The organism is Wohlfahrtiimonas sp. XWW7, from assembly GCF_056716055.1.
In genome coordinates this window covers 1,216,312-1,231,300 of the sequence record NZ_CP168032.1, presented here as the reverse complement: position 1 = coordinate 1,231,300, position 14,989 = coordinate 1,216,312, and the positions used below count along the sequence as shown (strand labels likewise).

Sequence of the window (14,989 nt, the reverse complement as noted above, 5' to 3'; positions counted from 1 at the left end):
AATTCATTTACCCCATTGGAAATAAAATCGGTACAAAAATCACAGCAATGAACATCACAATAATAGCAAAAGGTAAACCAACTTTCACAAAGTCACCAAATGTATAATTACCAGGCGCAACCACCAATGTATTCACAGGCGAAGAAACTGGTGTAATGAATGCAGCAGAAGCAGCCAAGGCAACCGTCATCGCAAATGGATAAGGTGAAACACCCAAGGTTGCAGCTGTTTGAATCGCGATCGGAGCCAATAAGATCGCCGTTGCGGTATTAGAAATGAATAAACCGATGATTGCCGTCACGCCAAATAACATCATCAATAAAATCCTAGGGCTTGCATCACCACCGATTTCCAATAAAAATTTTACAGCTAAATCAACACCGCCTGTATTCTGTAATGCTAGCGCAAATGGGAACATTCCCACGATCAAAATAATGCTTGGCCAGTGAATAGATTTATAAGCACTATCCATCGTAATACAACCAAACGCGCCCATTAACAGCGCACCAAAGATCGCCACTAATACTGTCGGAAATATGCCCGCAATCATCAATGCAACCGTCACAATCAATACACCAATGGCATATGGCGCTTTATCCATTGCAGGTGCAACTTCATCAATTTCCGCAGGAATCGTTAACACAACAAAATCATCTTTCATGGTTTGTAATTGACGAACATCTTTCCACATCCCGATAACCAATAAAGTATCGCCCTGCTTTAATCGCTCATTCAACAATTCACTTTCTAAAATTTCACCTTTTCGCTTCATACCAATCACATTCAAGTTGTAATTAGATCTAAATGCATTCTCCAAAACTGTTTTATCAATCAGCTTAGAGTCAGGATGAATTGTCACTTCCACCATGCCAATTTCACGCGCATGTTCATTAAAATAACTACTCAATAATGGCAATGACATCAATTTGAATTCCAAACAAAATTCATTAATTTTTTCAGGATAGAAAAAATCGAATAATAAAATATCATTTTCCTGCAAAACACGATCCGAAACCGCATCCAAAACTACATTTTTCATACGACTTAAACGTCGCTCAACCGCGATAATGTTTGCACCATGATTTTCTCTTAAATGTAGTTCCGACAAGCGTTTTCCTGCCAAAGGCGAACCTGCACCAATGCGTGCACGGTGATTGCGACCTTTCAAATTATATTGATTCACTAAATCTTCAATATGTACTCGAGCATCTTTTGTCTTGCCGTCATTGTCAGTACTGCTTTTACCTAAAAATCTACGGGCAAATAACATATAAAAAACGCCCACAAATAAAATAATTAAACCTATCGGTGTAAAAGAGAAAAACTCAAATGATTGATGTCCTGCTTGCTGCAACTGAGCAGAAACCACTAAGTTTGGCGCAGTTGACACTAATGTCAACATACCGCTGATTAAACCTGCAAAGCTTAATGGCATCATTAATCGGCGCGTATCCGCTTTCATTTTAGTCGCAATGCTTAACACAATGGGGATAAAAATCGCCACAATACCTGTTGAGCTCATAACAGAACCCAATAAAGCCACAGAAATCATTAGCAATACAATTAATCTTGTCTCACTATTTTTAGATTGTCGAACGAGCCAATCACCCACTTTAAAGGCGACACCTGTACGCACTAGACCATCGCCAATGATAAAAAATACGGCCACAATAATGACACTGCTATCACTGAAACCCGCCAACGCTTGTTCCAAAGTAACGCTACCTGAAACTGGCAATGCCAAAAGCGCGCAGATTGCCACAACGTCCATGCGCGGTTTATTTATCATAAAAGCTGTGATCGCCACTAGAAGTAGTGCTAATACAATCATTAATTCTTGAGACATAGTTGTTTTTTCTTTTATCAGTAAGGTTTATTAAGCATTATAGTTATTTCTTTTACCCTTTCATGCTTTATTTTCATTTTGACATGAATTGGTTTAAATTTGGCAAATACCACTCTGTTAAACAGAGATCTTCATGGTGATAAGTAAAAATAGACTGCCTTGCTATCACATGTTCCGCACAAAATTTTTCTGGCAAAATGAATGGTAATTCATACATTTCAAATGCACGATATACAAAATTTGTACGCGTAATCTCATTATGACCATCAAATAATTTTCGCCCCAATGATTGAGTACCACAATTCAAATATTCACACCAAAACTGGCTATCCACATCACATAAACTTTCAGCCCAAATCACAGGCTGTTCATCCAATTTCAAAATCACTTGTCGACTAAAATAATTGGGACGCTGTTTGAGTTCAGGCAAAATATTAGGGTAATTCGGCGCAAGAATTTCAGCTAAACTCAATAATTCAACGCTGAAATTAGGATTCAGCTTTTCCAATCCCTGAGTTAAAGATTGAATTTCTAATAATGACTGATAATCATCCACCTCAAAATCATATTGATTCAATAAGCCAATTAATTGAGTCTGATCATGCCATTTTCGTCTAAACACGGGAGTTAATCCTTTCTCTCTAATTTCTCATTTTGCATTATATCCCATCTTAAAAAATTCAAAACGACTACATAAAATAAATATTTTTCTCACATTATGAGAATTTCTTTTGTCATATTAAATTTTCATTGCTATTGTTCAACCTGGAGAACACACAATGAAAAGCACTGATCGTTTACTAAACATACTGTCTTACATTGCATCTTGTGGTAAGCCTGTCTTTCCTAAAAGTATTGCAGCAGACTTAGATATTCCGATTTCATCGGTTTATAGAATTTTAAACATTCTTATAGAATGGGAATTTGTCACAGCATCATCCAAATATGGTGCATATACTTTAGGCGCACAAAGCCTAAAAGGCCAACAGCTGAATCAACAATATTCACTTTTTGGCACTGAAGTAGATAGCGCATTGATGTCACTATCAAACATTACAGGAGAATCTGCGGCCATAGTTGTGGCAGATTACAGAGAAACCATCTGCATTAAGATGATTGAAAGTGCTCAAGCACTGCGCTGCTCATTCTTGCCTGGAAGAGTCAATACTTTAACTTCTGGCGCAAGTGGAAAAACATTATTGGCATTCCAAGAGGAAGCCACAAGAGATTTGATCATTGATCATGCTTTTCCTACAAACATGGAAAAGCAAAATGCACTGAAAGCTGAGTTAACCACTATTCAACAACAAGGATATGGCAAAAGCGTCGGTGAAATTGATCCTGGCGTACTTGGTATCGCTGCACCTATTTACAGACATCAACGCTGCATTGCAGTTGTCACAATCATGGCACCTCACTTTCGGGCACAAGCCAAAGAATCTGAATGGATCAAAGCTGTACTATCCAGCGCACAATCCATCACATCCATCATTCATTGCGATTGATGACATTTTATTAGTTTTAAGGAGTAGTTTATGGCTGATCCATTCATTTGGTCAGGCAGATTTGATGGTGACGAAGCCATTCATCGCCGATTTTTCCAACTCATGAATAACGAATATACATCGTCATTTAAGTTTGGATTATTAGGATTCAAAAGCGATGAAGGTGTTCGTCGCAATAAAGGTCGATTAGGTGCTTATAATGCACCAGACATTATTCGTAGCCAAATGGCAAGCTTACCGATTCACAATGAATTCAATATTTCAGATTTTGGCAATATCGAATGCAATGATGGTGAATTAGAAACAGCACAAACGGAACTTGGCACAAAAATTGGTGAATTGTTAACGAAAAACATCACACCAATCATTTTGGGCGGCGGTCATGAAACTGCGTTTGGAAGCTTCCAAGGCATATTCAATCACATTCAACGACATCATCCGAATGAAACTGTTGGCATCATTAATTTCGATGCCCATTTTGATCTACGTAAAGCTGATCATAACACTAGCGGAACACCTTTTTTAAATGCGGCAGAGCTTGCTCAAGCCCATCAACAACCTTTTCATTACATGTGTCTTGGTATTGCCGAACATGGGAATACAAAAGCATTGTTTGAAACAGCTGATCGCTTAAATGTCACTTATTTACTCGATCGTGCTTTAACCAGTGATCAACTTTCAAATGCAATGAATGCAATCCAGCAATTTATGAGCAACATTGATCACATTTACATCACCATTGACTTGGATGTTTTCCCAAGTTATCTCGCGCCTGGCGTCAGCGCTCCTGCTGTCCGCGGGCTTAATTTGGAAGTGTTTGAAGCACTTTTCACAACCATTTTAAATAGCGATAAAGTTCGCTTGCTCGACATTGTTGAATGCAATCCTCAGTTTGACATCGACAACCGCACAAGCAAATTGGCTGCTTTTATTGTCTATCAATTTATTCACCACATTGTTTCCAAGGAGCCATCATGACTTTACAACTTGACTCTATGAGCACTCTATTACTCACAGTGATCTGTCTGTTACTAGGGATTTACCTCAAAAAACGCATCAATTGGCTACAAAAATTCTGTATTCCTGCACCTGTTGTCGGCGGCTTTTTAGTCAGCTTAATCATCTGGGCACTGCGCAGTTTTGAAATCGCCACATTCAAATTTGACACAAGCCTACAAAGCTTTTTAATGGTGGCATTCTTTACCACAGTTGGTATTGATGGCAGCTTCCGTATTTTAAAAAGTGGCGGAAAATTATTACTCATCTATTTAGGCATTTGCTGGTTCTTAGCGCTATTCCAAAACACATTTGGCTTAGGCGTTGCATTATCACTGGGCATTGATCCCATCATTGGTGTCATGGCAGGCTCTGTATCTTTAACAGGTGGACATGGTGGTGCAGCTGCATTTGGCGGCATGGCAGAAGATTTAGGGCATCAATCAGCAGCAGTTGCAGCGATTGCAGCAGCAACATTCGGTTTAATCGCAGGCAGCATGCTCGGCGGACCTGTTGCACGTTTCCTTATCAAACGTCACAATGTTAAAATTGAAGCGATTGATGATGGACAAAACTACAATGCAGAACCAAAAACTTTAGCAAATACTGTCAAAGAAATTGACGTCAATGCATTCTTAAAAATGTTAGCGGTTATCTTAGGCATTATGGTTGTGGGCCGCTGGGGTTCAGCACAGTTCACAGCAGCAACAGGTTTTTCATTACCTGGTTACGTTGGCGCAATGATCATTGCAATCATCGTTCGTAACTTCAATGATTCGGTCAAAGTATTTGAATTAAATCAAAAATCTATAGATCTAATTTCAGGTGTTTCTTTGGGGTTATTCCTAACAATGGCGATGATGTCATTGAAAATTTGGGATCTCAAAAACATTGCCTTACCGTTGTTTATCATTCTATTCTTACAAGTTGTCACGCTCTTATTATTCACTGTATTCTTCGTATTCCGTGTACTTGGCAAAAATTACGATGCAGCAGTAATGTGTTCAGGATTAATGGGACATGGTTTAGGTGCAACGCCAAATGCAATGGCAAACATGACATCTGTCTGCGATCATTACAAAACGATTTCAACACGTGCATTAATGATCGTACCATTGAGTGGTGCTGTATTGATCGATATCGTAGCAATTCCATATCACACTTGGTTGATCAACTACTTCTCATAAAACATTTTACGTTTTAACAAGAAAAGCACAGCGCCATCGTTGTGCTTTTCTTCTGTATAAGCTAAAACCTCTGAATACTCATACAACCATAAACGTACTTTATTTTTCAAAACTGGCGTTGAATTTTTAGAGCCCAATCCACTGCCATGAATGATCCGACCACAAACACCTTTGGATTGCACATAATGGCAAAACTCCGTGAGTAATTCATCGACACCATCCAATTTCACACCATGCAAATCTAAATTAGACACAACAGGAAAATTGTATTCTAGTAGCTTTTGAATATCACGATTGCCCTGCCCATTTTTAGAGTGACTTTTCGGTATTTCTTCATAAGATTCACCCACAAAAAAATAGTCATACTCTATTTCTTCTACATCAGGCTTAACACGAATCGGTTTACGATTGGGCTGTAAAATCACAGTATCACTTTCAATACGCTTTACATCTTTCATTAACTCTGCAAAATCTAGAGTTTTTGGCGCGAATTTTTTCACAGACTTCAAGGCTTTCTTTTGCTCTTCCTGCTTTCGCATTGTTTTCTTCAGTGATTTCAGTGTTTTTTGGTAATCATCCGCCATAACTATCCCATATCCCAGTCAAAATCATGCAATAACATATAGATGAATCAACTGTTTTAATAATGCCTGCGTTTCTTGTAACAGCTTAACATCACCTCGTGTTTCGATATTTAATCTCAATAATGGCTCTGTGTTCGATGCTCGCACATTAAAACGCCATTTTGGAAAAATGAGCGTTAAACCATCCAAGGTTTCCTTTAATGGCTGATCTTCCACAAAATAATTCTCCAAATAACGCAAAACTTCATCCGTATCCGAAACCTTAAAATTCAATTCTCCGCTACACGGAAAGGCGTGAATACTTTCTTCCACCAATGATTTCAGTGATCGATCAGAGCTTGATAATAACTCAGCAATCAATAACCACGGAATCATTCCTGAATCACAATATGCGAATGATTTAAAATAGTGATGCCCGCTCATCTCTGCACCATAAACAGCATCCACTTCTCGCATTGTTTGTTTAATGCAAGAATGCCCACCTTTAGACATCACAGCTTCGCCATTATGTTTTTCAGCAATATATTCCGTATTCCAAGTTAATCGAGCATCCATCACAACTTTACCTTGAGGATATTTGATCAACATCTGCCGTGCAATCAATCCCATTAAATAATAACCTTCGATGAAATGACCTTCATGATCAAAGAAGAAACAGCGATCATTATCACCATCCCAAGCTAAACCAAAATCAGCTTGATGCTCAATCACAGCTTGAGATGTACTTAAACGATTTTCTGGCAATAAAGGGTTAGGAATACCATTTGGAAAAGAGCCATCTGGCTCGTAGTTTATTTTGATCCATTCAATTGGTAAATGCGGAATTAATTGTTCCAAAGCCAAAGATGCACAGCCATTACCAGTATTGGCAACCACTTTTAGAGGCTTAATATTAGCGATATCAATATAACTGAGTAGATGCTGAATGTAAGCAGATTTATCATCATGTTCAGTAGCTTTACCATCAAATGTTAGCGGAGAAAAGTTCTGTTGCATCATTCGATCTTTTAATCGCCATAAACCTGTATCTTGCCCTAATGGCGCACTATCTTTAAGTGATAATTTCATGCCATTGTAATTCATGGGATTATGGCTCGCCGTCACCATAATGCCGCCATCTGTTTTTAAAGCAGATATTTGATAACTCACTTCTTCTGTGCCGCATAAACCTAACAAGATCACATCCACACCTGAATCTAATAAACCATTCATCAATGATAAATATAACATTAAGCTCGATTCACGAATGTCATGCCCTAAAACAACATTTTTTGGTTGAAACTCAGAAGCATAAGCTCGACCTAAATCATAAGCAAATCCTTCATTCAACTCTGTCGGTACAATACCTCTAATGTCATACGCTTTGAAACATTTCATGTCACTCATATCAATCTCACAGTTTTATTGACCATCCAATCGCCTTTAAATCCCTAAACTTTAATAACTCTATCAATATACCTATCCTTCCCGCGGGCGGAATAGGTATTTTCACAGGTAATGCTAGATATTTTTTACTAAATAAAAAAGGGTTATTAATATAACCCTTTTATAGCTTTGATTCATTTAAACCATTATGCAAATGGGTCTTTCAATACAATTGTCTCAGAACGATCTGGACCTGTTGAAATTACATCCACTGGCGCACCAATCAATTGTTCGATACGTTTAATGTATTTTTGTGCATTCACTGGCAACTCTTCAAATGAAGCAACACCCACTGTGCTTTCTGTCCAACCTGCATGAGATTCATAAATTGGCTGGCAAGCTGCAAAGCGATCAGCACCGTATGGTGGATAATCGATTTGCTTACCATCTAATTCATAACCAATACAGATTTTGATCTCTTCCATACCATCCAAAACGTCTAATTTTGTTAAGCATAAACCAGAGATACTATTCACTTCTACAGAGCGACGCAATACAGGCGCATCAAACCAACCACAGCGACGCGCACGACCAGTTACAGAACCAAATTCATGACCACGTTCTGCCAAGCCATAACCTACGTCATCCAATAATTCTGTTGGGAATGGACCTGAACCTACGCGAGTTGTATAAGCTTTTACAATTCCCATCACATAATCAAAATACAATGGACCAACACCTGTACCAACTGCCGCGCCACCTGCTGATGTATTGCTTGATGTTACAAATGGATATGTACCATGATCGATGTCTAAGAAAGTACCTTGAGCACCTTCATACATTACACTTTTACCTTCTTTACGAAGTGCGTTCAATTCCTCTGATACATCTGTCACCATCGGCAAAATACGTGGTGCCAATGCCATGATTTCATTATAGACAGCTTCAACTGATAAAGGCTCTTTACCAAAGTAGTTTTTCAATACAAAGTTATGGTAATCCATCACCAAAGTTAATTTCTCTTTGAAACGCTCTGGATAGAATAGATCTGCAACACGAATAGCACGACGCGCAACTTTATCTTCATAAGTTGGGCCAATACCGCGGCCTGTTGTACCAATTTTATTCACACCTAATTTTTCTTCACGCGCTAAATCGATCGCAATATGATAAGGCATCACTAATGGACAAGCTTCTGAAATTTTCAAACGCTTATCAACATCCACACCCTTTGATAACAATTCATCCATTTCGCTCAATAAAGCCACTGGAGACAATACAACACCATTACCGATATAACATGTGATATGAGAACGCAAAATGCCTGATGGAATCAAACGTAAAATTGTTTTTTCGCCATTGATAACTAATGTGTGTCCAGCGTTATGACCACCTTGGAAGCGTGCAACTGCTGTAGCTTTTTCCGTGAGAAGGTCAACGATTTTACCTTTACCTTCATCACCCCATTGAGTGCCAACGACAATGACATTCTTACCCATTTGTTTTATTCCCCGATTTCAAATTTTGAATAAAAAAAAAAGAAATTCAATTCAATGATGTTTTCGCACGCTTACTTACTTTGGCTGAAAATATTGAAAGAACTCAGAATCTGTATCTAAGATCAAGATGTCACCATCTTTCTTAATACCTTTCTGATAGACTTCTAAACTACGATTAAATTCATAAAATTCTGGATTTGCAGAAAATGCTTTTGCATAAATATTAGTGGCTTCAGCATCACCTTCACCGCGTAAAATTTCTGCTTTTTTATAAGCATCCGCTAAACGAATTTGACGCTCCTTATCTGCGTTGGCAACTTTTTCAATATAAGTCGCTTCACCACGTGCACGGAATTCTTTCGCTGCACGTTCACGCTCTGTATTCATACGATCATAAACACTTTGCTTAACGTCATTGGGTAATTCAACACCTTTAATTCGCATATCTACAATATCAATACCGTATTGACTACCTGTCTCACGAATATTCTCTAAAATATCTTTCTGAATTATTGCACGCACCGTTTGACCTTCTGCGCTATTCCAACCCGCAACAACTTCTTGAAGATTACGATTTGCAAATTCAGCACGATAGTTATCTTGCACTACAGGCTTTAATAAGCTATTCAAACGCATCGCATTCCCTTGAACACGCTCATAAAACACTTTAGGATCAGCAACGCGCCATTGAACAAATGTATCCACAATCAAATTTTTCTTTTCCAAAGTCAAAAATGGTTCTGGATCAGTTTCTAAGGTTTGTAAACGACGATCAAACTTTTTAATTGTATTGATAAACGGTACTTTAAAGTGCAAACCAGGACCAATGTTATTTTCCTGAACCACACCGAACTGTAAGCGAATTGCCGTTTCCCATTGCTTAACAACATAAATGGAATTAGTCAAAATAAATGCTACAGCAGCTAAAAGAATGGCGATTTGTGAAATTCTCTGATTCATGCTTTCTCTCACTTCCTAAATTAACGACCATCACGGCGACTACGAATCGAGCGCTCTTGAGTGGTTTCTTGTTGAGATAGACTATTTTGGCTTGTGGATGGTGAAACCAAACTACCTACAGCAGGCACCTTTTGTGAAGGCATTGCTGAACTAGCACCTAAAGCCGCTGCCGAATCTGCTTGAGTCTTACCTTGTAATAATTGATCCAATGGCAAGACCATTAAATTATTACTTTGCGTATTCATTAATACTTTATTTGTATCTTTAAAAATTGTTTCCATAGCATCCAAATACAATCTTTGACGCGTGATCGATGGTGCTTGTGCATAGGCTTTATTTAACAATTCAAAACGATTTGCCTCACCTTCTGCTTTCGCAATCACGCTTTGCTTATAACCTTCTGCCTTCGCCAATTCGCGCTCTACTTCACCGTTTAATCGACCCAATACATCTGTCACGTAAGTTTCTGCCTGATTGATCATACGTTGCTCATCTTCACGAGCCTTAATTGCATCCGTAAAAGCCGCTTGAACTGGCTTAGGTGCTTGTGCATCTACCAAGTTCACATTCGTAATATTCAAACCAATGTTATAGCCATTTAACACTTGCTGCGCCAAAGTTTTAACTTCAGCAACCAATTGTGCACGACCAGATGTCAAAATAGCATCCAAGCTCGTTTGACCAACGCGTTCACGCAATGCACTTTCTACAACATCACGTAAAATCTCATCAGGATTTGTTGATGCAAACCAATAACTTGCAGGATCTGCACGATTAATTTCGTACTGAACTTCTACGCGAACATCCACAATTGCCTCATCTTTTGTCAACATCATTGTCTCATTGCGTCCACCAATGGTTGCTGAGAAACGATTTTCAACATTGATAATGCGATGTTCACCCACTGGCGATGGGAAACGCCAATGCATACCTGGCCCTGTAACGGCCTGCTCTTTACCTAAAAAGAGTACAACAGCATTGTTACCAGTATCAACAATATAAATCCCTGTTAACATCCACAAGATGAATGCACCAATAGCACCCAATCCCATGAGTTTGCCACTGATACCACCTTTAAATGGCGTATTTGGCGTGCGATTATTATTACCACCATTATTGTGGTCACCGCCATTTTGTTGAGAAGATTTACCCAATACTTTATTTTTAAGATCCTTCAACAAAACATCCAAGTCAGGCATATCTTCCTGCTTAGGCTTTTGATCTTGATCGCGTGACGGCTCTTGCTGTCCACCCGAGTTATTACGGTCTTTTGGCTCATTCCAAGCCATTTCTAAAGTGCTATCTTTCATTTTTCCCTTAAATTCAAGAATTTTTTAGACAAAAGTGGGAATAAATTACCAATATTTGCCATAAATTGCATCTAAAATCTCTAATTGAGATATTTTTGGGCATCTGCATCCAATTTTTGCAAACGATCCCAATCTGACTTCGACATTAACAATTCGATAACGAACTCACCACGCTCATTGATAGATTCATTTTTTACTGCATTGAGCTCAAATAGCTTAGCACGTAATCTACCTTTGGAGGGTGGCAATATAATATTTTTTGAAATGTGCTGATCTTTAAAATAAATTGCGATTGCATCTTTTAATGATTGAATCCCTAAATCTTTCTCAGCAGAAATCCAAACTGATTGAGGTAAATCTTCATCATTATAAGTGACATGCGGTTTAACATCATCCAAACAATCAATTTTATTATTCACCTGAATTCTAGGCACTTTATCTGCACCAATTTCTTCCAAAACTTGGGCAACTTGCACGCTTTTAAATTCTCGCTCAGGATCAGATGCATCCACTACTTCTAACAATAAATCTGCATCTGCTGCACTTTGCAAAGTCGAATGGAAGGCTGTTACCAGCTCATGCGGTAATTTAGAAATAAAGCCTACAGTATCAACCAATACTGCATCACCAATATTATCCAAAAACAGCGTACGATGTTTAGGATCCAATGTAGCAAACAACTTATCTTCAACATAAGTTCCCGCATCTGTTAAACGATTAAATAAACTAGATTTGCCCGCATTCGTATAACCGACTAATGCAATCACAGGTACGCCTAAGCGATCACGCAAAGCTTGCCCCTGCTCCCGTACTTGTTGAACTTTTTCTAATTTCTTTTTAAGTTGTTTGATCCTTAGACCAATCATGCGTTTATCCATCTCTAACTGAGATTCACCTGGACCTCGCAATCCTACGCTACCACCACGCAAACTATCTAAGTGAGTCCACATTCGTACCAAACGAGAAGAAATATGGGTAAGCTGTGCTAGCTCAACTTGAAGTTTACCTTCAAAACTTTCTGCTCTTTGTGCGAATATGTCTAAAATAAGCGCCGTACGATCTATCACACGGACATTTAAAAATTTCTCTAAATTACGATTTTGACTGGGTGAAAGCTCATGGTTAACAATAACGACGTTGGCGCCCAATGCAACAACTGCTTCACGGACTTCTTCAACTTTCCCTGTCCCTAAGAAATATTTTTGATTCGGTGCTGCGAGCTTACCTTTAATCAAAGATAGCTCTACGACATCAGCAGCTTTAACTAGCTCTTGGAACTCGCTAATCTCTTCTGAATGAGAGTGCTGAGATTGAAGAGAGACCAAGATTGCTTGGTCTCCTTGATTAGATTGACTTTCGTTTTCGAACATTCTTTATATGATTCGCACAAAAGTTCAATTTTACCATAAAACTCTAAATCAAAGAATTAAATAGTAATTTCAGCTTCTGTCTCTTCTGACATTGCTTCTTCGCCATCAAAGCTAACGCGAATACTACGAGCTGGAACGATTGTAGAAATCGCATGTTTGTAGATCATTTGGCTAACATTTGAACGCAATAAAACTACGAACTGGTCAAAAGATTCAACCTGCCCTTGCAATTTGATACCGTTGATCAAGTAAATTGATACGGGAATTTTTTCCTTACGGAGCACATTCAAGAATGGATCCTGTAGAGATTGTGATTTTGCCATTGTTATATCCTTCACTAATAATTAATTTTGTTGAGAAAATTGTTACATCTTTTATTTTTACGACTGTGTTTTTTATATTGTCTCACTCAGATGATATCTAAGTAATTTCAGCATCATTCTGATTAAAATGACTAATACTGGCAAGTTAACTAGTAAAATTTCAATCAATATATCGAGCTAGGTCAATACTTTTCACAGTTTGTATCTAGATGATAAAAAAGTATAGAACATATCTGCAATAATTCAGTTATTATCTTCAACTATTTTTATCAATCTTTGTAATATTGCATACTTTGAAATATTATAAACCCTTAACATTAATTTACATATTTTAAATATTAAATTATTACAAAGCCCCTCTTCATCATAGATGTCACTAAAATCTACAAATTCAGAGATATGACATCTTAGATCCATTTTCTTATACGTCAAGTTATATTCTATTTTTTCTATATTTTTTTCAAAAATGCGCAAATATTATATAGTTTTTATACAACGAAATATCTAATTTTGAAATGAAAATATTTAAATCACATTAGAACTAACGATTCTAAAAATTGTTATGATCTATATCTCTGTTTATGGATTAAGTTAATATTGTTATGAGTAAAAATAAAAAACAGTTTGTGTGCCAGTCCTGCGGCAGTATAACACAAAAATGGTCTGGACAATGTTTAGACTGTCAAGAATGGAATAGCATTGAAGAGGTTTTGGTTGAAAAAACTTTACCTTCTTCGACAAGATTATCTGGCTATGCGGGTACCGCTGGCAATAATGCAATTCAAACACTGAATAATATCAAAAAAGAAGAGCACCAACGCTACGATACTGGTTTGACGGAGCTCAATAGAGTACTGGGTGATGGACTTGTCACAGGTTCCGTAGTCTTAATTGGTGGCGATCCTGGCATTGGAAAGTCTACAATTCTTTTACAAACCATGGTGCATTTTAGTCAAACACTTGATGTACTCTATGTAACAGGTGAAGAATCTCCTAGTCAAATCGCCCTGCGTGCCGAACGACTATCGCTTCAACAAAGCGATCTAAAAATCTTATCAGAAACTTCTGTTGAAAAAATCGTGGCAACAGCAGAAGCACTGGGCCCCAAAATTATGGTTATTGATTCTATTCAAACCATATTCACAGGGTTTCTTAATTCTGCGCCAGGCAACGTGGCACAAGTTAGGGAAAGCGCCGCGTTATTAACGCGCTATGCCAAACGTACTAATACAGCTATTTTTCTTGTGGGCCATGTCACAAAAGAAGGTGCCATCGCAGGCCCTAGAGTTTTAGAACACATGGTGGATTCCGTTTTATACTTTGAAGGTGAAGTGGGTTCACGCTTCCGCGTTATGCGCGCTTATAAAAACCGCTTTGGCCCTGTGAATGAATTGGGTATTTTCGCTATGACGGAAAAAGGCTTACGTGAAGTTAATAACCCTTCTGCAATATTTTTATCCCGTAATGAAGAGCCAAGTGCAGGCAGTGTAATCATGGTCACAAAGGAAGGCACGCGCCCACTTTTAGTGGAAATTCAAGCTTTAGTGGATCAATCTTTCGGAAATTATCCACGCCGCGTAACTCTAGGAATTGAACAAGCAAGATTAACCATGTTGTTGGCAGTATTGCATCGCCACGCTGGTATTGCGATGAATGATCAAGATGTTTATGTCAATGCTGTTGGTGGCGTTAAAGTCACTGAAACTGCATCAGATCTCGCCGTCATTGCTGCTGCTTATTCAAGCTTTAGAAATAAAATCTTACCTTCTGATTTAATCATTTTTGGCGAAGTTGGATTATCAGGTGAAATTCGCCCCATTCCAAATGGTGAAGAACGCTTAAAAGAAGCATTCAAGCATGGATTCAAGCAAGCCATTATCCCTAAAGGCAATGCGCCAAGACAGATACAAAATGGTTTTAAAGTGATTTCTGTCTCAAAATTGGCAGAAGTGATTGATGCTTTGTCAGAGATTAGCCGATAACACAGACATAAATTCAGCACATAAAAAATCCCGCATCAAGCGGGATCTTCTTATGTAAACAT

Annotated in this window: 13 protein-coding genes; 4 read left to right on the top strand and 9 right to left on the bottom strand. The window is 38.2% G+C overall.

Annotated features, from left to right (window positions below):
- Positions 1-7 precede the first annotated feature (7 nt).
- Complete coding sequence (locus ACA100_RS05890) at positions 8-1,846, bottom strand: SLC13 family permease (RefSeq protein WP_481079039.1); 1,839 nt, start codon at positions 1,844-1,846, stop codon at positions 8-10.
- A 73-nt stretch (positions 1,847-1,919) separates the two neighbouring features.
- The gene (locus ACA100_RS05885) at positions 1,920-2,468 is read right to left on the bottom strand and encodes a chorismate--pyruvate lyase family protein (RefSeq protein WP_481079038.1); all 549 of its coding nucleotides are present in this window, start codon (positions 2,466-2,468) and stop codon (positions 1,920-1,922) included.
- A gap of 157 nt (positions 2,469-2,625) precedes the next feature.
- On the opposite strand from ACA100_RS05885, the gene ACA100_RS05880 reads away from it, so the two are divergent.
- The 3 genes from ACA100_RS05880 to gltS are packed head-to-tail and all read left to right on the top strand — an operon-like array spanning position 2,626 to position 5,534.
- On the top strand, positions 2,626-3,351 hold the full coding sequence (locus ACA100_RS05880) for an IclR family transcriptional regulator (RefSeq protein WP_481079037.1): 726 nt from the start codon (positions 2,626-2,628) through the stop codon (positions 3,349-3,351).
- Positions 3,352-3,381: 30 nt separating this feature from the next.
- Positions 3,382-4,329 carry a formimidoylglutamase gene (gene hutG, locus ACA100_RS05875; RefSeq protein ID WP_481079036.1) on the top strand — a complete coding sequence of 316 codons (948 nt, stop codon included), beginning with the start codon at positions 3,382-3,384 and terminating at the stop codon, positions 4,327-4,329.
- Positions 4,326-5,534: a sodium/glutamate symporter gene (gene gltS, locus ACA100_RS05870; RefSeq protein ID WP_481079035.1), complete on the top strand. Its 1,209-nt coding sequence runs from the start codon at positions 4,326-4,328 to the stop codon at positions 5,532-5,534. Before hutG ends, gltS begins: the two co-directional genes overlap by 4 nt.
- Here the strand turns inward: gltS and ACA100_RS05865 are convergent.
- The 7 genes from ACA100_RS05865 to hfq form a co-directional block, all read right to left on the bottom strand.
- Positions 5,522-6,118 (bottom strand): Smr/MutS family protein, encoded by a 597-nt coding sequence (locus ACA100_RS05865; protein ID WP_481079034.1) that lies wholly within the window; start codon positions 6,116-6,118, stop codon positions 5,522-5,524. The genes gltS and ACA100_RS05865 overlap by 13 nt on opposite strands.
- 24 nt (positions 6,119-6,142) lie before the next feature.
- A complete protein-coding gene (locus ACA100_RS05860) occupies positions 6,143-7,504 on the bottom strand; it encodes a phosphohexomutase domain-containing protein (protein ID WP_481079033.1) in 1,362 nt (453 codons plus the stop codon).
- A gap of 185 nt (positions 7,505-7,689) precedes the next feature.
- The gene (locus tag ACA100_RS05855; protein ID WP_481079032.1) at positions 7,690-8,982 is read right to left on the bottom strand and encodes an adenylosuccinate synthase; all 1,293 of its coding nucleotides are present in this window, start codon (positions 8,980-8,982) and stop codon (positions 7,690-7,692) included.
- A 75-nt stretch (positions 8,983-9,057) separates the two neighbouring features.
- Positions 9,058-9,942, bottom strand: a complete 885-nt coding sequence (hflC, locus tag ACA100_RS05850) for a protease modulator HflC (protein ID WP_481079031.1) — start codon at positions 9,940-9,942, stop codon at positions 9,058-9,060.
- Positions 9,943-9,962: 20 nt separating this feature from the next.
- Positions 9,963-11,252: an FtsH protease activity modulator HflK gene (gene hflK / locus ACA100_RS05845; RefSeq protein ID WP_481079030.1), complete on the bottom strand. Its 1,290-nt coding sequence runs from the start codon at positions 11,250-11,252 to the stop codon at positions 9,963-9,965.
- 80 nt (positions 11,253-11,332) lie between these two features.
- Positions 11,333-12,622, bottom strand: a complete 1,290-nt coding sequence (hflX, locus tag ACA100_RS05840) for a ribosome rescue GTPase HflX (RefSeq protein WP_481079029.1) — start codon at positions 12,620-12,622, stop codon at positions 11,333-11,335.
- Between the two features lie 56 nt (positions 12,623-12,678).
- The gene (gene hfq / locus ACA100_RS05835; protein ID WP_481079028.1) at positions 12,679-12,945 is read right to left on the bottom strand and encodes an RNA chaperone Hfq; all 267 of its coding nucleotides are present in this window, start codon (positions 12,943-12,945) and stop codon (positions 12,679-12,681) included.
- Positions 12,946-13,547: 602 nt separating this feature from the next.
- Between hfq and radA the strand changes: the two genes are divergently transcribed.
- Positions 13,548-14,927 (top strand): DNA repair protein RadA, encoded by a 1,380-nt coding sequence (gene radA / locus ACA100_RS05830; protein WP_481079027.1) that lies wholly within the window; start codon positions 13,548-13,550, stop codon positions 14,925-14,927.
- The last annotated feature ends 62 nt before the right edge of the window (positions 14,928-14,989 follow it).